This window comes from Flavobacterium frigidum (assembly GCF_048286735.1).
In the GTDB taxonomy this organism is placed as follows: Bacteria; Bacteroidota; Bacteroidia; order Flavobacteriales; family Flavobacteriaceae; genus Flavobacterium.
This window is the reverse complement of record NZ_JBLVPU010000013.1, coordinates 68,567-88,631: the sequence shown is the minus strand read 5'-3', so window position 1 is coordinate 88,631 and position 20,065 is coordinate 68,567. Positions and strand designations below refer to the sequence as shown.

Below are 20,065 nucleotides of genomic sequence, written 5' to 3'. Positions count from 1 at the left end.
TTTTATCTTAATTAGTGTTCATTTTTTTAATGGTCATGACTGCCACCACCTTTCATGGCTGACAAGAGATAGAACGCTCCTTTTACGACAATTTTAGCATCAGCAGGAATTTTTTCTACAAATTTAACTTCAGTGTACCCTAGATCGGTTGTTCCGGGTATAACTTCTATCGCTTTGAAAAGAACTTCATTATGTCCTTCTTCTTCTCCAACAGCCTCGTCAGAATGTGCTTCGCCTTCTTTATGTAAGTGAGCTTCCGCTTTTTTACCAGTTACTTTATCCTGATGTACTTGTTGCACATAAACAAAATATTTATCTCCGTTTTTTACAACGGCGTCTTTAGGCAAAGCTGGAACGGTAGCATTAGTAATATTAATGTTTGCAGAAACATACATACCAGAAATCAAGCCCTTGGCATCTTCGGTATTAATTTTGGCGTGAACCGCTACCGTTTTACTTTCGTTAGAAAACGATTTATTAATACCAAATATTTTTCCTTTGATTGATTTATTCGATTGGTTGGTTAGAACAAAATCTACTTCCTGACCTACTGAAATTGAACCTAAATCTTTTTCATACACATTTAAGTCCAAGTGCATTTGGCTGTTATCAACCACTTCAAAAAGGAGTACTCCCGTTTCTGCAAAGGCGCCTTTTGCGATGCTAATTTTCCCAACATAACCTGAAATTGGGGAAACAATTGGCACTAAACTAGCACCATTGGTACTCATATTTAATGCTTGCAATTTGTTTTTGGCAGCTTGTGCTCTGGCTCTTTCAACCGCTAATTTTGCTTTTACTTCTTGGAATACTTTTCTCGGATTTACATTTTCCTCACTTAGTTTTTTTTGGCGATTGAATTCTAATTGTAAATATTCAATATTGGCAACAGCTGAGCTATAATCTTCCTGCATTTCGACAACATCCAAGTTTTGAATGGTTGCCAAAACTTTTCCTTTATTTACAAAAGTACCTTCTAATACAAAAATATCTTTAACCGTTCCCCCAATTAAGGTAGAAATGTTTGCCATGTTTTGTGGTGGAACTGTAGTGTACCCATTGGCTTTGATTACTAAATTCAAGTTTCGATTTTCTATTGTCCCTGTTGCAACGCCAACAGTTTTGAATTGTGCAGCGGTTAATGCTACTTCGTTTTCTACTTTTTCTTCTTCGTGACCAGTTTCTTCGGTTTTCTTTTCGCCACAAGAAAATAGCACAAAGAGGATAGAAAATAGAATAGAGAGGTTGAAGAAAAAAACTAGTTTATGATTTGATTTTATAAATATATTTTTCATTTTAGAAATTTTATTTGTTAGAAATGGATGGGAATTGCAACTGAATAGCACTTTGATTGTAAGCATTTGTGGCTTCGGCATTTTGCTTTTTAATATCAATGGCTTGGTTTAAAAAACTGATATAAGACCAGTAACTCATATCACCATTAGCATAACTTTTTTGAGCTGTTGTTATGATTTGTTCTGCATATTGCAACCCTTCATTTTGGTAATATACTAAAGCTTTATTTTGCTTATCGAAATCGTTTTTTAATTCTTGCAGTTGCAATTTTAAAGTCAATTTATTTTTATCCAATTCCAATTGAGATTGTGATATACTAATTTCCGATGCTTTAGCTCTAGCGGTATTGACCCCACCAAATAAAGGAATTTGCAATCCAGCTGTAAATCCTTGAAATAATGATTTTGTATCAATTGTTTGGGCAAAATAACCCAATCCTAACTTTGGTGTACGCAATGCTTTGAAGGTATTAGCTTCTTTTTGATATACCGAAATTTGTTGTGTGTAATAATCGGTTACTAACGTTTCCACTTTTGATTTGTTATCATTCATTAGCATTGCAAACTTCATTGGTGTAGCAGTATCAGGTACAATATTCTCCTCGGTTTGAATGAAATATTGCAATTGTTTTTGATAAATTGCCATGTCATATTCGAGTTGTACTTTTTGCGTTTCGATTTCTTTAGACTTTGCTTTGGCACTAATGACTTCGATATTTCCGCTTTCGCCAGTTTCAAAACGAAGTTCTGCGTTTTTAAGGAATTTGGAATAAATTTCTAACAAATCCATATTTAGTTTTTGAATAGAAATGCCATACAAATACTGATAATACGCTATGGTAACTGCTTTTTCAATTTCATATTCGGATAGTGCTTTTCGTTTTTCGGCAAGTTTTACCAATTCTTCTTGCAATTGTCTGTTGGCTTTTGTAATTCGACCGATGGGAAAGTATTGTTGCACTGAAACATTGTGGTCGTAATCGATACTATTGAATTGCCCTCCTTGATACTGTACTTGCAATGGATCTATCTGAAAAGCGGTCTTCTTGAGAACAGTTTGTTTTTCAATTTCTTTAGTAGCAATTTTCAAATCAATGTTATTGGTTTTTGCCATTTCTATTGCTTTTTGTAGTGTTGTTGGTTGACCACTTTGGGCAAACGAAAAACTACTTATCAATAAAGCAATCATTGTTACTATTGGTGTTGTCATTTTTTTTCTTCTTCTAATTCCTTTTTCAAATAGTAAATATAAAATTGGCAAAACGATTAACGTTAGCAAGGTTGCCGAAAATAATCCGCCAATAACAACTGTTGCTAATGGTTTTTGGACTTCGGCACCACCGCTGGTTGATAATGCCATTGGTAAAAATCCTAATGATGCAACAGCAGCAGTCATTAAAACGGGGCGTAATCTTGTTTTTGTTCCTATTAAAACCCGTTGTAATGGGTCGGTTATTCCTTCGGCTTTGAGCTGATTGAAATAAGAAATCAATACAATTCCGTTTAAAACTGCGATACCAAACAAAGCAATAAAGCCAATTCCTGCCGAAATACTAAACGGCATACCTCGCAACCACAAAGCAAATACGCCTCCAATTGCTGATAACGGAATAGCTGTAAAAATCAATGCAGCTTGTTTCATACTATTAAAGGTAAAAAACAACAATACTAAAATTAATCCAAGAGCAATAGGCAAGGCTACTGAGAGTCTTTTTGTTGCTTCAATCAAGTTTTCAAATTGACCACCATAAGTAACATAATAACCTGCGGGAAGTTTAAAATCTTTATCCAGTTTTGCTTGAATTTCTTCTACTACACTTTTAATATCGCGACCGCGCACGTTCAAACCAACGGTAATTCTACGTTTTCCATTTTCACGAGAAACCTGTACTGGGCCTTGTTCGAAAGCCACATTTGCAACTTGTGAAAGTGGCACTTGTTGCCCGTTTGGTAATGGAATAAATAAATTGCTTACATCAGTAATGTCTGATCTATTGGCAGCATCCATTCGAACAACTACGTCAAATCGCTTGCTGTCTTCGTAAATTTTACCCGCACTTTCACCAGCAAATGAGGAACGAATAATTTGGTTGATATCGGTAATATTCAAACCATACAAGGCAATTTTATTGTAATCATATTTTATCGTTATTTGAGGTAACCCCGTTACTTTATCGGCCTTTAAATCGCCAATCCCTTCTATGCTATTTACTTTTGAAATCAATTCTGTTGCTTTTGCATCTAAAACATCTAAATCATCTCCAAAAATCTTGATAGCAATATCGCTTCTGCTTCCTGTCATTAATTCGTTGAAACGCATTTGGATAGGTTGCGAAATTTCGATAGTAGCGCCTGGGATGGCTTCCATTTCTTCTTTCATAGCATTGGCTAAATCTTCCCAATTGTCATAATCACCAGTCCAATCGCTTTTGTCTTTAAGTACAATAATTAAATCACCACTTTCGATAGGCATCGGATCAGTTGGGATTTCTCCAGAACCAATTTTGGTAACTATTGTTTTTATTTCCACGAATTTTACTTTTAGGATTTTTTCGTATTCCGTAGTTGTTTTTACCATTTGCGAAAGTGAACTTCCTGTCATAATGGTTGCGTTGATTGCTAAATCGCCTTCTTCAATGGTTGGGATAAATTCACCTCCCATATTTTGAAAAACGATGATGGCAAAAACAAAAATTGCTATGGTAAAAGCCAATACCGCTTTCTTAAAACGTAAAGCACTTTCTAAAAATGGCGTATATATTTTTTCGAACCAAGCCATCATTCGATCACTAAAATTAGGTTTGTGTTCTGTGTTTTTTGATAAAAACAATGCACTCATCATAGGAACATAAGTCAATGACAAAATAAATGCACCAATGACAGCAAAGCCTACGGTCATTGCCATTGGTCGGAACATTTTCCCTTCGGTTCCTACTAATGCTAAAATGGGCAGGTACACAATTAAGATGATTATCTCCCCAAAAGCAGCACTATTTCTAATCTTGGATGCCGATTTAAATACTTCGCTATCCATTTCTGATTGCGTTAAGGTCTTTTGTCTATTGAGTTTTTGTAAATGATGCATCGTTGCTTCGACAATGATTACCGCACCGTCGACAATAATTCCAAAATCGATGGCACCCAAACTCATCAGGTTTCCGCTTACGCCAAAATAATTCATCAATATCACTGCAAAAAGCATTGCTAATGGAATTACCGAAGCAACAATTAATCCGGCACGTAGATTTCCAAGAAATAAGATCAGTACAAAAATCACGATTAAGGCTCCTTCGAGTAAATTTTTAGAGACTGTTCCTATGGCACTATCGACTAATTTTCCTCTATCGATAAAAGCTTCGGCAACAACCCCTTCAGGTAAAGTTTTGTTGATTTGGATCATTTTTTCATTAATCCGATCCACAACAGCACTTGAGTTTTCACCTTTGAGCATTAAAGCTAAACCACAAACGATTTCACCTTTTCCGTCTTTTGTAGCTGCACCGTATCGTAATGATATTCCCTCTCGAACTTCGGCAACATTTCGAACTAAAATTGACGAACCATTTTTATTTGCAACCACCACATTTTCCAGATCTTTAATTCCTGCTGCCATCCCAACACCACGAATAAAGTAAGCATATTGGTCTTTTTCTATATAGGCGCCTCCGGTATTTTGATTGTTTTTCTCTAAGGCATCAAATATATCGGTTATGGTTATTCCTAAACTATTGAGTTTATTAGGATCAACAGCAACTTCGTACTGTTTTAGTTTTCCTCCCCAGGTACTAATTTCTGCTACACCCTCAATTCCTTGTAATTGTGGTATAATAATCCAGTCCTGAATGGTTCTTAATTGGACGGCATCATATTTATCTTCATATCCTTTTTTGGCATAGACATCGTATTGATATATTTCGCCAAGACCAGTTGTTATAGGAGCTAAGCTTGGTGTTCCAGCATAAGCAGGAATATTTTCTTTGGCTTCTTGTAGGCGTTGAAAAATTTGTTCTCTTGCCCAATAAATATCAACATCGTCTTTAAAAACAACTGTAACTACCGAAAGTCCAAAACGAGAAATACTTCGAAGCTCAATTACTTTTGGGATTGTTTTTACGGATTGTTCTAAAGGGTAGGTAATTAATTGCTCTACTTCCTGACTGGCCAACGTGGGAGCGGTAGTAATGATTTGGACTTGATTATTAGTTACATCAGGTAAGGCATCTAATGGTAAATTTTTAAGGGAATAACTACCCCAAGCTATGAGTACAAGGGTAAGTAAAAGTATAATGAACTTGTTCTTTATACTAAATTGTATGATTTTATCTAACATTTTTTATTTTATAATGAATGAGAAATTTGGACAATAAATTGTCCATTGAACATTGTGGAAAACCCACAACTCTCTATCCCAAATACCGAAGTGTCGGGACTGGCTTCATTATACTATTTGCGGTGGTTGCCATATACTTCCGAAGAAACTGGAAGCAAAAACGGATTTATAAGTAGGTAGTTGAATGGTTATCATAGCAGAAACTGCTGAAAAACCAAAAGAAATACCTGGCTCGTAACTTAATACTTGTGCACCACAACAATTACAAAAGCAAAAGGGTGAACAAGAATCTTTTTCTTTATCGTGGGAATGTTCCTCATTATTTGACGCTAGTTCTGTCAAATCATGTGCAGGACTATTCACTTCCATATCCGCGCAAGGCAAACACGAAAGTGCTATTAGATAAATTGATACTATAGTTATAATCCATTTCACGGATGTAAAAGTAAGAATAAAATTTAGATGATTTAATTTTTGATTCATTTATTAATTCTTTTAAATATATATCAAAATATTTATTTAGTTTTGTCTAAATTTAATTTAAGTGATATAAAAAATAAATTAATCAATCTATCTTTCCTGTTTTTTTTATTCTGTATCAGTTTTACATCGTGCGAAACCAGTTATATAGATGTGCCCTCTGATGATGAATTATTAGATGGTACTATAGAAGGACTTTCAAGTTCAGAGTCCTCTCGGTTTTTGAGAGGTGATGTCGCTGTTAATGAGGTCTTCACTAGAGAAACAGGTCTTGGGTCAACATTTGTGGGAACCAGTTGTATCAATTGTCATGCTGGTGATGGTAAAGGGCATCTATTTACCACATTAACCCGTTTTGGTCAAATTGATGAAACGGGAAATCAATTTTTAAATCAAGGTGGGCCACAATTGCAAAATAGAGCATTGCCCGGTTTCTTACCAGAACAAATACCCAATGGGGCAACTTTTTCAAAATTTACACCACCAGCAATTACAGGTTTAGGCTTTTTACAATATGTTTCAGATGAAGATTTACTGGCTATGACCGATCCAAATGACAGTAATGGAGACGGTATTTCAGGAACTGTTAATTGGATTGGTATTCCAAGCTATTCTATCCCTTTATCTAATGCCATAACCCAAAATGGTAAACATATTGGACGATTTGGTAAAAAAGCATCTGCCTTCGATTTATTACACCAAACGGTTAACGCCTACAATCAAGACATGGGAATTACATCTGCATTTAGTCCGATAGATCATTATTCGAATTTAGAAATAGATCCAGAAGTTACAAACAATAAAGTGAACGATGTTGTTTTTTATTTACAAACATTAAAAGCGCCAATTCAAAGGAATTCCTCGGATGAAATTGTGCGTCAAGGCAAGAATTTATTTGACCAAATTAACTGTATTGGTTGTCATAAAGCGGAACTTAAAACAAGCTATTCTCCAATAAGTTCTCTTTCCTACAAAATTTTTGCTCCTTACACTGATTTGCTTTTACATGATATGGGGAGCAACTTAGACGATGGTTATACAGAAGGAAGTGCTAAAACGCACGAATGGAGAACTCCGCCACTCTGGGGAATCGGACTTTCAAAAAATTCTCAAGGCGGAAACTTATTTTTGATGCATGATGGTAGAGCAAGCAGTATTGAACAAGCAATATTGTTGCACGGTGGAGAAGCAACAAATAGTAAAAATGCGTTTCAAAAGCTAACACAATCGAATAAAGATGCGTTATTGAAATTTATAAAATCATTGTAATCATGGATAGAAAACAATTTTTAAAAACATGTAGTTTTGGATGTTTAGCCGGAATTACAGGAGTAACATTATTACAAGGCTGCAATACTTCGCAAAGTATTTCTGCAGTAATTAAGGATTCAGATATTTTAGTGCAAATTTCTAGTTTTGAAATAAAAAATAAAAAGGAAACAGAATTTAAAAAGTATGTCATTATTCAAAACGAAATATTAAAATCCCCGATTTGTGTATATCGATTTGATGCAACAGATTATGCAGCCATGTTAATGACTTGTACGCATCAAGGAGCTGAACTTCAAGTTTTTGGTGATAAACTTCAATGTCCTGCACACGGAAGCGAATTTAGTAACAGAGGGGTTCTGGAAAATGGTCCAGCAAATACTGATTTAAGGAAATTTCCTATATTGATCGAAAACAACACCTTAAAAATATCCCTTAAATGAGATTAGAACTCCCCTTTATTTTAGTTGCAGCACTGTTATTAAATTTGAATTCTTTTGCCCAAATAGATCCAAGTTTATTGAAAAGAATCCCGAAGGACACTGTAAAAAACATTCTGAATATGGATGCTTTATATAACAGACCCACATTGAAAATAAACAAAACTCCTATTTCTATTGGTGGTTACGTTGAAATGAATTGGCAAAAAATGACAACCGATGGAGTGTCAGAAGGGCATCAATTTCAAGCGAGAAGATTGTCCATTTTTATGTCATCAGCAATAAGTAGAAGAGTAAAGTTTTTAAGTGAAATTGAATTTGAGGATGCTGGTAAAGAAATTGCAATTGAATTTGCTTCCATTGATGTAGAGCTTGATCCGCTATTGAATTTTAGAGCCGGAATAATTTTAAATCCGATTGGAGCGTTCAATCAAAATCATGACGGCCCCAAATGGGAGTTTACGGATAGACCAATAGCTGCGACACAAATGTTACCTAGTACTTTTAGTAATGCAGGAGTTGGATTTTTTGGAAAAAAATACACTAAAAATTGGATGTTTGGCTACGAAGCTTACTTGTCAGGCAGTTTTGATAATTCCATAATTGAAAATACCGAAAACAAAACTTTTTTACCGGCCTCTAAGAACAATCCCGAACGATTTGAAGAAATAAACAGCGGAGAACCGTTATTTACTGGAAAATTTGCTCTTAGAAACAATAAAGTGGGGGAGCTTGGAATTTCGTATATGGGAGGGATTTATAATAAATTTCAAGACGATGGAATTGTTATTGATGAAAAAAGACGCGTTTCAGTCTTTGCCGTAGATTTCAACACTACAATTCCTAAAATCAAAACCTATATTACCACAGAATTTGCTTGGGTCAATGTAAACGTACCAGAAACCTATTCACAACAATTTGGAAACAAACAGCACGGAGGATTTATTGATATTGTTCAACCCGTTTTTTCAAGAACAATTTTGGGTTGGGAAAAAGCCGTTTTTAACTTCGCCTGTAGATTGCAATATGTAGATTGGAATGTTGGTAAATTTGTGGAAACAAATGAAAATATTGGAGAAGATCTTTGGAGTATTGTACCTGCTATTAGTTTTAGACCTACTTCACAGTCTGTCATTCGCTTGAATTATAGGTATCAAAAACAACGTGATATTTTTCAAAATCCGCCATCAATTACTGACGGATTTAACTTTGGAATTTCTAGTTATTTTTAAAATTTCATTAAAAAACGCTCCATATATCAAATGCCCCCAAAAAGTTAGATACTATTTGGGAGTATTTTTATGAATTCCAATACCCCAAAACCATAGGTAGCTAATAGAATTTTCATTCTTCTTTCTCCACTAAATTCATTCCGCATTTGGGACATTTTCCGGGTTTATCCGAGGTAACTTCTGGGTACATTGGGCAGGTGTACGTTTTTTGAGTTTCCATTTTTTTTATCTATATTTTAATATTGTTTGTATTTGTATTATTTGGACATATCCATATTTTTATCCATTCCAGTCATTTTGTGTGATTGCATTTTTTTATCTTTCATCATATCGATCATTTTAGGATTATCCATCATCGATTTACACATTTCAGACATCATCGTAGTATCTGTTTTAGATGCTTCCATCATTTCGGTCATCATTCCTTTCATCATATCTGGATTATCCTTCATCATTTTCAACATATTTTCGTGATTTGTCATCATCATTTTTCCTTTATAACTGTTCATCATTGCTTGCATCATAACTTTTGGAAATTACATTAATTTATTATCAGGATAATAGATTACAATGAATTTATAAAACTCAACAAATCATTTCTGTCTTTTGCAGAAAGTTGTTTGTATTTGTTTTTGGCATTTTGACCTTCGCCACCGTGCCATAGAATAGCTTCTTCAACATTCTTTGCTCTACCATCGTGCAATAAATTGGTATGATTATTTACAGTTTTAATAAGTCCGATACCCCATAAAGGAGGCGTTCTCCATTCATTGCCAGTAGCCAAGAAATCTGGTGTATTGTCTGCTAATCCTTCTCCCATATCATGCAATAATAAATCCGTAAACGGACGAATGGTTTGGTTACGTAAAGCTGCAATAGTGTGTGTATTTCCTGTTTGTATTTTAGGAATATGGCAATTGGTACAACCTACAGTTTCAAATGTTTTTTTTCCTTTCAAAACATTTTGATCGGAATAATTTCTCCGTGCCGGAACTGCTAATGTACTGGAATATAAAACGACTCGGTTTAAATTTAAATCTGAAATTTCGGGTGTGCCACCATTTGGTATTGTCGTAGCAACAACAACAGTTGGGACATCTTCATTAGGAAATAAACTCGTTGTTATTCCCATATCACTTAAGAAAGCACCTGCAACTTGCTGACGAACATTTGGTTGATTTGCTTTCCATCCAAAACGACCAAGCTTCTGACTATTTGAAACAACATCATAAATATAGTTTGCTTTTCCTGAGATACCATCTCTAGTATTATTGGTTACAAAACTTAAAATTGTACTTTCTGGAATTGCTTCCAATAATCCTAAACCAATCATTTGGCTAGCTACTCTTGGCGAAATTTGTACATTGTTTGCCAATGAACCATAACCCAAATTATTGATTTGATAGAATGGTTTTTGTAGGATTACACTAGTTCCGTCTGCAAAAGTTTCGGTAATGGATTGATAAGTAATCCCATATGTCCCCTCTACGGTTTGACCAAGAATGGCATTGTCTTGTAATTGTCCTCCATAAATTGGATCTAGAAGTGAACCTCCATTGCTGTTTGTACCGGGAATACTTAATCTTAATAATAATCCATGACCAAGTTCACCATCAAATATAGGAGCTCTTCCTCTTCCGTCTTTAAAATGACAACTTGCACAGGCTATTGCATTAAAAAACGGTCCCAAACCATCTCTAGCAGTTGTAGAGGAGGGTGCAGAAACCCAACTTTGTCTAAAAAAAGAGTTTCCTATACCAAAATCGGATTGCTCATCGAATGTCAAGTTGGGAGCAGAAAAGCCAAAAGCTTCTTCCGAAGTATTAAAAACAGAAATTTCTCCACCAGAATATTGTTCCCTCTCTTCGGGTGTTAATGCTACATATTCATCGTCAGTATTGGCACAACTAAAAAGTTGAAAGCAAATTAGAAAAGCGAGACCTTTGAAAGTGTTCTTCATTTTGTTAAATAGAAAAAAGTGTCCAGTTACAAGGACACTTTGATTAAACCTGAATTTACGAATTCATTAATTTACAGTGATACCAATTTTCGAAGCACCAGCAAGCAAATTAGAACCAAAATCTTTCAGCTGTAAAACTGCCATTCTAACTTTCGCACCTTCTGTAGAGGTTAAACCGCCAGAAATAGCTAAATCGAAAGGTGTTACTATCGCACTAATTTTAGTTACGGCAGCATTTAATGCTACATCTGTACTATTGTATGTATTTGTGTTAGCTTGTTTAACCAAATCTTCCAGTGATGCTCCATCAACAGTTCCGTAATTCCCTTTATACACGTTGATTACTCCTTGAAGATTCAAAGCAATATCTCTATGAGTATTATCACTAAAACAAGAATGTTCGTCTTCTTGATCTGCATTTCCAAGTGCAACATCCATACGCTCTACTGGTAATTCTGCAGACACAAGTGTAGTTATCCCAAGATAAATATTTCTGACAGCGACATCATCAGGTAGTGCAAGGAATTTAGATCTATAGGTACCGCCAACTTTCCATTGGTTTACTAAATACTCCAAATTATCGGTCAATAAATCAGCGCATGCTTTCAAATAAGCTGCTCTTCTTGTTTGATTTGAATTTGTTCCCCCAACAACATAATCCGTATAGGCTCTCAATCCAGCTAGGTTTGCCGAAGGAGCTGTCAAATCTTGTCCCCAAAGTAAAAATTCTATAGCGTGATATCCAACACTGATATTTTTTTCTCCACCTTGTTCATTCAAACGCTCTAAAAGAGATTTGTTTATTGTTGGGAATGTTGTAAAATCATTGATTATTCCAGCATTTGTAGCCCCTTGAACATAATCAACATAATTTTCATCTAATGGCCAGGCATTTAATAATCCTTCTGGTCCATCGGCATTATCAATTGGTCCATCAGCAAAACGAAAGGCTTCGGTAGTACCATAACTTTCTCTTGCAGCTTTCCATTTGCTTTTAGCATTATCAAAATTGACTTGAGTTGGTGATGTTGTAAATGTATTTATTGCTGTTTCTAGTATTACGGCATCATCATACGCTTTTTGATAATTGGCGTAAGCAATGTTTGCATAATTTTCCACAACTTGTTTTTTTGTAACATTAGAAGTAGTGGAAGAATCATCGTTAGTATTACAAGAAGTAATTAAAACCCCCATTGTTAAAAGTATTGAAACTTTTAAAAATATTTTTCTCATAGTTTTGCTTTATTTAGAATGAATAAACTTAACGCAAAAATATAAACTTTTATTAAATCGCCAAATTTTATTTAGAATAAATTTAAATAAAAATTTGTTTGTTCTAATTTAGGTTTTATATTTGCAGAAATTATTTTAATTCAATCTAAATTAACTGAAATGAACTTTAAAAAATTATCTCTTTCCGCATTCCCAATTTTATTGTTAGCGCTTGCATCTTGTTCAAATGACGATGCTACAGTTGAAGATACGTATAATTATACTGTTCCAGCAAACTACACATTCGAAAGAAATGCCGTGACTTCTGTAGATTATTCTGGGCAATCGAGCCGCTTATTAATGCTTGATGAGATGGGGAAATATTTTAGTACAGCCGCAACAAACGGCACTGTCGCTGATGACGCAGTACTATCAGACATGTATGCTAATGTAAATAACCGTTATACTGGCGGAGGTTTAAACGCTTCAGGAAAACAATTAAAAGATAAAACGGCTGCTTCAAAAGATTATTTTTCATTATATCTTGGTGGTGGTTCAATAGCTGAACAAGTAAGTGTTCGTGATTTATTTGAAACCCAATTTGACAATGGTGATGCTGCAAGTCAAGGAGCAACAGCTTCTGCGGGTGTTGCAGGTGTTTATCTAGATGGAACAAGCAAGCGCTTATTTGCAGCAAATGGATTAGAGCCCCAACAAGTATTATTAAAAGGAATGATGGGGGCTTGCTTTATGGATCAAATAGCTAATAATTATTTAAGTCTAAATAAGCTTGATGGCGGTACTAATAAAGTTGACAACACAAACAAAGTATTGTTAACAGGAAAGAGTTATACTGAAATGGAGCACAACTGGGATGAAGCTTATGGCTATATCTATGGAGCGGATAATTTAACTGTTACGCCAAACACTTTTAAATTCTGGAGCAGTTATATCAATCAAGTTAATGCCGATACTGATTTTAATACTCTTAAAGCAGATATTGACTTGGCTTTCCGTAAAGGTAGAGCAGCAATCGTAGCTAATGATTATAAAGTTCGTGATGCTCAAATCGATATTATCAAATCAAAACTAGCAATGGTTTCAGCAGTGAGAGCTGTATTTTATTTGCAAGAAGGGAAAGGTAAATTAGCAACTGATAAGGGAGCAAAAGCTTTTCACGCTTTGTCTGAAGGTTATGGATTTATTATGTCGCTGCGATATACAAATAAACCAGGAACAAATAGTCCTTATTTTACCAAATCAGAAGTAGATGCAATGTTAGCTTCTATGGTAAGCGGAACAAATGGTTTGTGGGCTATCGATACTTTAGGAGCAAAATTAGATACCATATCTACACAAATAGCAGCAAAATTTGGGTTTACAGTTGCTCAAGCTACCACAGTAAATTAACTCAGTAAAAAATAACAAAGCAAGAGAAATTAACCCTCTTGCTTTTGTACTTTTGCTTAAATTTTTAAGAATATGAAAAAGATACTATTAGTTTTAAGTTTTGTTGCCGTATTTGTAGCTTGCTCATCAAATGATGGTGAAAATAATACGGACGGGGATAATTACGATAGAACAGCACTTTTAACAAACTGGGCTGATAATATTATTATTCCAAGTTATGTAAATTATCAAGCGAAAGTTCAAATATTGGTAACTAGCACAAATACTTTTGTTGCAACTCCAACTGAAGCAAATCTTCAAATTCTGAGAACTTCTTGGTTAGAGGCTTATAAAGCATATCAATATATATCGATGTATAATTTGGGTAAAGCGGAAGAGATTAATCTTAATATGGCTTCCAATACTTATCCAACAAATACAATCGGTATAGAATCAAATATTTCATCTGGAACTTATAATCTGGAATTGTTGTCTCAATTTGACAAACAAGGTTTTCCGGCATTGGATTATTTAGTTAATGGATTGGGTGCAAATAATGCGTCAATTGTTGGTTTTTATGCTACAAATGTAAATGCTGCAAATTACAAGCAGTATTTAACAGCTGTTGTTAACAAACTAAAAACTAATGCTGATGCAGTTGTAATCAATTGGAATTCAGGTTTTAGAAATAGTTATATTGCTAACAATGGGACTTCGGTAAGTAGTTCAGTGAATAAAACAACAAATTTGTTTGTAAAAAATCTTGAAAAGGATATTCGTACGGGTAAATTAGGAATTCCAGCAGGTGTTTTTTCAAGTGGCGCCAAATTTCCAGAAAAAGTAGAAGGGTATTATAAAAATGATATTTCTAAAGAGTTGTTGAATGTTTCAATAAAAGCACAGCAAGATTTTTTTAATGGAAAACATTTTAATAGTACTACAACTGGCGAAGGTCTAAAAACGTATTTAGATTTTTTAAATGCTATTAGGAACAATCAGAAGTTAAGTGATATTATAAATAATCAATTTGCTACTATCTATACAGTAAACAATGCGCTTAACAATAGTTTTTCTCAGCAAGTAAATGCTGATAATTCAAAAATGATTGCCGCATATGATGCTTTACAGCAAAATGTAATCTATACAAAACTAGATATGATGCAAGCATTAAATATTACTATTGATTATGTAGATGGCGATGGCGATTAATTATGGGTTTAAGTATAACAAAATATCTAAATAAATATTCAGAGGCATCAACGCTAGCTTTTTTTAGGCTAGCGTTTGGCTTTATGATGGTTTTAAGTCTTATCCGATTTGTGAGTTATGGTTGGATTGATAAATTTTATATCCAACCCCAATTTCACTTCACGTATTATGGCTTTGAGTGGGTTAAACCGCTAGGGAATTACACGTATATATTGTTTTTTGTTTCAGGGTTGGCAGCTTTTTTTGTCGCAATAGGATACAAATACAAAATATCGATAATTACCTTTTTCCTGAGTTTTACTTACATTGAATTTATGGACAAAACCACTTACCTGAATCATTATTATTTTATTACGGTGGTGAGTTTTATACTTATTTTTTTACCTGCTAATGTCTATTTTTCAATCGATGCGTATAGAAACCCTAGAATTGCCTATCAGAAAATCCCGAGATGGACTACTGATATTTTAAAACTGTTGTTAGGTATTGTATATTTTTATGCTGGCTTGGCAAAACTTAATTCCGACTGGCTTTTTGAAGCGATGCCACTCAAAATCTGGTTACCCAATAATTCTAATTTACCTCTAATTGGTTCTTTATTAAACGAGAATTGGGTGCACTACGCATTTAGCTGGACGGGGATGATTTATGATTTAAGTATACCTTTTTTATTACTTTATAGAAGAACTCGCTTATTTGCATTTGTTTTAGTGGTAGTCTTTCATATTCTGACTAAAATTTTATTTCCCATTGGTGTTTTTCCGTATATAATGATTGTAAGTTCATTGCTCTTTTTTAATGCGGATTTTCATAAAAAGGGTTTACAAATTATTTCAAAATTATTCAATTTCAGTATGACTGTTTTTGAGAACGGAAAAGAAAAAATTCAGCATTTTAATGGAGTTTATAATACTAAAATAGCCTTTTTAACCTGTTTTTTATCTTTTCAGTTACTGTTTCCTTTTCGATATGTATTGTATCCAGATGAATTATTTTGGACAGAAGAAGGTTTTCGGTTTTCGTGGCGCGTGATGCTTATGGAAAAAGCTGGTTATACCCAATTTAGTGTTACCGATACTAAAACGAAAGAATATATAGTGATCAATAACAGTCATTTCTTAACCACTTTTCAGGAAAAGCAAATGTCATTCCAACCAGATTTTATTTTGGAATATGCACATTTTTTACACGATTATTATCAAAAACAAGGCATTAACGACCCCGAAGTTAGAGTAGAAAGCTATGTTGCTCTCAATGGAAGATTAAGTCAAAAATATATCAATCCAACAATAAATTTAGCCAAAGAAAATGAAACATTCCATCACAAAACTTGGATATTACCTTTTAACGATGAAATTAAAGGATTTTAGTTGTATTCTACTTTTATTTTTTACAATAAATAGTTTTTCCCAATATAAAATTTCAGGAATGACTGCAGCTAGCAATGGTACAGTACTAGCTTCCGTTGAAATATATAATAAAACTTCCGGAACTAAATATCTATCTAATTCTAAAGGAGAGTTTTCAATAGAATTTGACAAGTTAGGGAATTATGAACTTGTTTTTTACAAAGAAAACTATGCGGTTTTAGAAAAAACAGTTGCAACATCCGATGAAAGCATTGTTATTTTTTTGGATAAAGTCACCAACCTTTCGGAAGTAGTTATCAATAAACAAAAAGAAAAAATATTTGCACTCAATAAATTAAAAGATATTGATGAAACTGCTATTTACGCTGGAAAAAAAACCGAAGTAATCTCGTTAAATAAAATTACGGCAAATAAAGCAACCAATAATGCACGTCAAATATTTGCTCAAGTTGTAGGATTAACAATCAACGAGAGTTCTGATGGTGGGTTACAATTAAGTATTGGTGGACGAGGATTAGATCCAAACCGAACCTCCAATTTTAATACCCGTCAAAATGGTTATGATATAAGTGCAGATGTTCTTGGTTATCCTGAAAGTTATTATGCTACACCCACTGAAGCCCTCGAAGAAATTCAGGTAGTTCGCGGTGCAGCATCATTGCAATACGGAACTCAATTTGGAGGATTAGTCAATTTTAAACTAAAAACACCAAGCCAAAAACCATTTGAATTCGCAACGAGAAACACTTTTGGCTCTTATGGTTTGTTTACCACTTTTACCTCATTAAGCGGTACAAAAGATAAATTCAGTTACTACACCTTTTATAATTACAAACAAGGAAATGGTTTTAGACACAATTCTGAATTTGAAAGCAAAAACTATTTTGGGAATTTGAATTATAAGTTCAACGAAAAAACATCATTGCATTTTGATTATACTTATTTTAATTATTTAGCCCAACAAGCTGGCGGATTAACTGATGTGATGTTTAATGAAGATCCAACACAAAGCAATAGAACCCGAAATTGGTTTGCAGTAAACTGGAATTTATTTGCATTGCGATTAAAACATAAATTTAATGCAAATACCGATTTTTCATTGCAATTATTTGGGTTAGATGCAAGTCGAAAAGCAGTTGGATATCGTTCTAATAGGGTTTCAAATCCTGATGGAGTAGGTACGGAAAGAGATTTAATAATTGGGGAATTTGTCAATTGGGGAGCGGAGGCACGATTTTTAAAACGCTATAAAATAAAAAACAACACCAGCGCTTTTTTAATTGGAGCCAAATATTATCAATCTAAAAATTTAGGAGTTCAAAGTCCAGGAACCTCGGGCAGTGATGCCAATTTTAATGTTGCTGATGCAGAATTTCCTTTTTATGCCAACCAATCCAATTATACGTATCCAAACTTGAATGTATCGGTTTTTGGAGAGAATATTTTCAAAATAACTTCTAATTTTTCTGTAACACCAGGTTTTAGATTTGAAAAAATAAAAACACAGGCAGAAGGTTCTTATCGAAAAATAAATCAGGATTTGGCCGGAAATGTAATTTTAGATGAAACCAAGTTTGAGAATAATATAAAAGACAGAAACTTTGTTTTGTTAGGGGTTGGATTAAGCTATAAACCATTGAATAGAATAGAATTTTATGGAAATGTTTCACAAAATTATCGCTCGGTAACGTTCAATGACATCAGAACTGTAAGTCCAAGCCAGGTGATTGATGAAAATATTTCTGATGAAAAAGGCTATACTTCTGATATTGGAATTCGGGGACAAATAGGGGATAAAGTAACTTTTGATGCAAGCATTTATGGATTGTATTATAATGATAAAATTGGTGAATTCGAAACTAGAAATCCAAATGGTTCGGCAGCAATTGTAAGGTTTAGAGACAATATTGGAACTGCTGTTACTTATGGTTTTGAAACGATGTTCGATTGGAGTTTGAATAAAACTTTTTTCAAACAAAAAGAAAACTTCGTTTGGAATGTTTTCTCCAATATCGCTATTACAGATTCGGAATATTTAAAATCGGACGCACCAAATATTGAAGGAAATAAAGTGGAATTCGTACCGCTTTACAACATAAAAACAGGAACAGGGATTGGGTATAAAAACTTCATTTCGAGTGTACAATTCACCTATGTTTCTTCTCAATTTACGGAAGCAAACAACAGTAAAACAGATGCAAATGACAATACGTATGGCATTTTTGGTCAAATTCCTGCTTATTACGTCGTTGATTTTTCAACTTCCTACAAATGGAAAAACTGGAAACTGGAAGCTGGAATAACCAATTTTACAAACAATAGTTACTTTACAAGAAGAGCGACTGGTTATCCCGGTCCCGGAATCATTCCGTCTGATACTAGAACTTATTATACTACGCTTGAGTTTGTTTTTTAATGTTTAAAAAAAATGCTGATTGAGAATCCAATAAGCATTTTTTACCTGTTTTCCTTTCTTAATTAAAAAAGTCTTGAAATGCTAAATCCACATCGAAATTGATCTTTAATCCAAGAAGTTGGGTAATAAAATAGAATCAACTCACATCAAGAACCTTATAAAATTTAATATTTATAAATAATTTTACAAAAAAATCAAATCAAAAATGAACCTCGCTTAATGTCCTAAAATTTTGGAATAAATGAGGCTTTTTTATTTTCTTTATGCTATTTAATTTTTGTTTTTATTATTTTCCACAAAAAATGAGAAGTAAATGCTAATAAAAACTATTGCTATTCCAGTAATTATAAATGTGGCATTTGCACCAAATTGATACCAAATTAATCCTGCTAATGAACTCGCTAACATTGTACAAATACTTTGAAAACCTGAATAAGTTCCGATTGCTGTTGCCGTATCTTTTCTGTCGGAAATTGTACTAATCCAAGCTTTGGAAATCCCCTCGGTTGCCGCTGCATAAACTCCATAAATAAAGAACAGCATTGCAATACTATAAATATTAGTACTGAAAGCCATCCCAAAATATACGATTGCAAACAAAAAAAGCCCAAAAACAAACATTTTCTTTAATCCTATTTTGTCTGCAAAAATTCCTATTGGAAATGCGCAAAGTGCATAAACCAAATTGTAAAAAATATAAACTCCAATTACTGCTGTATCAGTTAGCCCTGCCTGTTTTGCTTTTAATAACAAGAAAATATCAGAACTGTTAAATAATGTAAATACAAGTAACCCGATTACTAATTTTCGATATTGTAACGGACTTGTTTTCCAATAATTTAGAAAGGAGAAAAAAGGTGTCGGTTTTGTTTCTATTGGATGGTCTTTCGTTTTGTCTGTCAAAAAAAAGGAAGCCAATACAGCTAGTAGACCAGGAATAAAAGCGACATAAAAAAGTGTTTTGTAATCCTGTGGATAAAAGCATAGATACACTAATGCCAATGCTGGCCCAATAACTGCTCCAAAAGTATCCATTGATCGATGAAAACCAAAGATTTTTCCCTTGTTCTCAGATGTTGCCTCATCCGATAAAATAGCATCTCTTGCACCTGTGCGAATTCCTTTCCCGAAGCGGTCTATAGCTCTCGCAAAGAAAATCCAAAGCGGAAAAGTAAAAACTGCCATCATTGGTTTTGAAATAGTGCTTAATGCATAACCGAGTTGAACAAACGGAACACGTTTTCCGGAATTATCCGATAATTTCCCGAAATATCCTTTGCTTAAGCCTGCCAAAGCTTCTGCAAAACCTTCCAAAACACCAATTAATACAATAGAAAATCCGATTGTTTTTAAATAAATTGGTATAATTGGGTACAGCATTTCACTTGCTGCATCAGTAAATAAACTGACTATAGATAATATCCAAACGGTTCGTGTGATAATTTTTGTTTTCATTTGGCTTT

15 protein-coding genes are annotated in these 20,065 nt (G+C 33.9%); 7 read left to right on the top strand and 8 right to left on the bottom strand.

What is annotated here, in order from left to right:
• Positions 1–26: 26 nt before the first annotated feature.
• The 3 genes from ACNQGO_RS09430 to ACNQGO_RS09420 form a co-directional block, all read right to left on the bottom strand.
• Entirely contained in the window at positions 27–1,295 is a 1,269-nt protein-coding gene (locus tag ACNQGO_RS09430; RefSeq protein WP_417985099.1) for an efflux RND transporter periplasmic adaptor subunit, read from the bottom strand.
• A 10-nt stretch (positions 1,296–1,305) separates the two neighbouring features.
• Positions 1,306–5,625: a CusA/CzcA family heavy metal efflux RND transporter gene (locus tag ACNQGO_RS09425; protein ID WP_417985098.1), complete on the bottom strand. Its 4,320-nt coding sequence runs from the start codon at positions 5,623–5,625 to the stop codon at positions 1,306–1,308.
• 108 nt (positions 5,626–5,733) lie between these two features.
• Complete coding sequence (locus ACNQGO_RS09420) at positions 5,734–6,108, bottom strand: DUF6660 family protein (protein ID WP_417947723.1); 375 nt, start codon at positions 6,106–6,108, stop codon at positions 5,734–5,736.
• A gap of 42 nt (positions 6,109–6,150) precedes the next feature.
• Between ACNQGO_RS09420 and ACNQGO_RS09415 the strand changes: the two genes are divergently transcribed.
• Genes ACNQGO_RS09415 through ACNQGO_RS09405 form a run of 3 tightly spaced genes read left to right on the top strand, consistent with a single transcriptional unit; the run spans position 6,151 to position 9,046 of the window.
• Positions 6,151–7,374: a di-heme oxidoredictase family protein gene (locus ACNQGO_RS09415; protein ID WP_417947721.1), complete on the top strand. Its 1,224-nt coding sequence runs from the start codon at positions 6,151–6,153 to the stop codon at positions 7,372–7,374.
• 2 nt (positions 7,375–7,376) lie between these two features.
• On the top strand, positions 7,377–7,817 hold the full coding sequence (locus ACNQGO_RS09410; protein WP_417947720.1) for a Rieske (2Fe-2S) protein: 441 nt from the start codon (positions 7,377–7,379) through the stop codon (positions 7,815–7,817).
• Positions 7,814–9,046, top strand: a complete 1,233-nt coding sequence (locus ACNQGO_RS09405) for a hypothetical protein (RefSeq protein WP_417985097.1) — start codon at positions 7,814–7,816, stop codon at positions 9,044–9,046. The genes ACNQGO_RS09410 and ACNQGO_RS09405 overlap by 4 nt, the downstream gene beginning before the upstream one ends.
• A 112-nt stretch (positions 9,047–9,158) precedes the next feature.
• Here the strand turns inward: ACNQGO_RS09405 and ACNQGO_RS09400 are convergent, their stop codons facing one another.
• From ACNQGO_RS09400 to ACNQGO_RS09385, 4 genes are all read right to left on the bottom strand, one after another.
• Positions 9,159–9,266: a heavy metal-binding domain-containing protein gene (locus ACNQGO_RS09400; protein WP_417948057.1), complete on the bottom strand. Its 108-nt coding sequence runs from the start codon at positions 9,264–9,266 to the stop codon at positions 9,159–9,161.
• A 37-nt stretch (positions 9,267–9,303) separates the two neighbouring features.
• Positions 9,304–9,570, bottom strand: coding sequence for a hypothetical protein (locus tag ACNQGO_RS09395; protein WP_417985096.1), 267 nt, complete (start codon positions 9,568–9,570; stop codon positions 9,304–9,306).
• A 41-nt stretch (positions 9,571–9,611) separates the two neighbouring features.
• Positions 9,612–11,006, bottom strand: a complete 1,395-nt coding sequence (locus ACNQGO_RS09390) for a di-heme oxidoreductase family protein (protein ID WP_417985095.1) — start codon at positions 11,004–11,006, stop codon at positions 9,612–9,614.
• Between the two features lie 66 nt (positions 11,007–11,072).
• A complete protein-coding gene (locus tag ACNQGO_RS09385; protein WP_417947381.1) occupies positions 11,073–12,239 on the bottom strand; it encodes an imelysin family protein in 1,167 nt (388 codons plus the stop codon).
• A gap of 159 nt (positions 12,240–12,398) precedes the next feature.
• Between ACNQGO_RS09385 and ACNQGO_RS09380 the strand changes: the two genes are divergently transcribed.
• The 4 genes from ACNQGO_RS09380 to ACNQGO_RS09365 all read left to right on the top strand — a co-directional run bounded on the left by ACNQGO_RS09380 (position 12,399) and on the right by ACNQGO_RS09365 (position 18,602).
• Positions 12,399–13,628 carry a DUF4856 domain-containing protein gene (locus ACNQGO_RS09380; protein ID WP_417985094.1) on the top strand — a complete coding sequence of 410 codons (1,230 nt, stop codon included), beginning with the start codon at positions 12,399–12,401 and terminating at the stop codon, positions 13,626–13,628.
• A 72-nt stretch (positions 13,629–13,700) separates the two neighbouring features.
• Positions 13,701–14,816: an imelysin family protein gene (locus tag ACNQGO_RS09375; RefSeq protein ID WP_417985093.1), complete on the top strand. Its 1,116-nt coding sequence runs from the start codon at positions 13,701–13,703 to the stop codon at positions 14,814–14,816.
• 2 nt (positions 14,817–14,818) lie between these two features.
• Positions 14,819–16,186, top strand: a complete 1,368-nt coding sequence (locus ACNQGO_RS09370) for an HTTM domain-containing protein (RefSeq protein WP_417985092.1) — start codon at positions 14,819–14,821, stop codon at positions 16,184–16,186.
• 58 nt (positions 16,187–16,244) lie between these two features.
• Positions 16,245–18,602, top strand: a complete 2,358-nt coding sequence (locus tag ACNQGO_RS09365) for a TonB-dependent receptor domain-containing protein (protein WP_417985091.1) — start codon at positions 16,245–16,247, stop codon at positions 18,600–18,602.
• Between the two features lie 270 nt (positions 18,603–18,872).
• Here ACNQGO_RS09365 and ACNQGO_RS09360 read toward each other — a convergent pair whose 3' ends face one another.
• Positions 18,873–20,057, bottom strand: coding sequence for an MFS transporter (locus ACNQGO_RS09360; protein ID WP_417947242.1), 1,185 nt, complete (start codon positions 20,055–20,057; stop codon positions 18,873–18,875).
• Positions 20,058–20,065 lie beyond the last annotated feature (8 nt).

Bases quoted from the DNA above. Each gene is read 5' to 3' on its own strand.
- ACNQGO_RS09430 (WP_417985099.1), bottom strand. From the start codon at position 1,295: ATGAAAAATATATTTATAAAATCAAATCATAAACTAGTTTTTTTCTTC.
- ACNQGO_RS09425 (WP_417985098.1), bottom strand. From the start codon at position 5,625: ATGTTAGATAAAATCATACAATTTAGTATAAAGAACAAGTTCATTATA.
- ACNQGO_RS09420 (WP_417947723.1), bottom strand. From the start codon at position 6,108: ATGAATCAAAAATTAAATCATCTAAATTTTATTCTTACTTTTACATCC.
- ACNQGO_RS09410 (WP_417947720.1), top strand. From the start codon at position 7,377: ATGGATAGAAAACAATTTTTAAAAACATGTAGTTTTGGATGTTTAGCC.
- ACNQGO_RS09405 (WP_417985097.1), top strand. From the start codon at position 7,814: ATGAGATTAGAACTCCCCTTTATTTTAGTTGCAGCACTGTTATTAAAT.
- ACNQGO_RS09400 (WP_417948057.1), bottom strand. From the start codon at position 9,266: ATGGAAACTCAAAAAACGTACACCTGCCCAATGTACCCAGAAGTTACC.
- ACNQGO_RS09395 (WP_417985096.1), bottom strand. From the start codon at position 9,570: ATGATGCAAGCAATGATGAACAGTTATAAAGGAAAAATGATGATGACA.
- ACNQGO_RS09390 (WP_417985095.1), bottom strand. From the start codon at position 11,006: ATGAAGAACACTTTCAAAGGTCTCGCTTTTCTAATTTGCTTTCAACTT.
- ACNQGO_RS09385 (WP_417947381.1), bottom strand. From the start codon at position 12,239: ATGAGAAAAATATTTTTAAAAGTTTCAATACTTTTAACAATGGGGGTT.
- ACNQGO_RS09380 (WP_417985094.1), top strand. From the start codon at position 12,399: ATGAACTTTAAAAAATTATCTCTTTCCGCATTCCCAATTTTATTGTTA.
- ACNQGO_RS09375 (WP_417985093.1), top strand. From the start codon at position 13,701: ATGAAAAAGATACTATTAGTTTTAAGTTTTGTTGCCGTATTTGTAGCT.
- ACNQGO_RS09370 (WP_417985092.1), top strand. From the start codon at position 14,819: ATGGGTTTAAGTATAACAAAATATCTAAATAAATATTCAGAGGCATCA.
- ACNQGO_RS09365 (WP_417985091.1), top strand. From the start codon at position 16,245: ATGACTGCAGCTAGCAATGGTACAGTACTAGCTTCCGTTGAAATATAT.
- ACNQGO_RS09360 (WP_417947242.1), bottom strand. From the start codon at position 20,057: ATGAAAACAAAAATTATCACACGAACCGTTTGGATATTATCTATAGTC.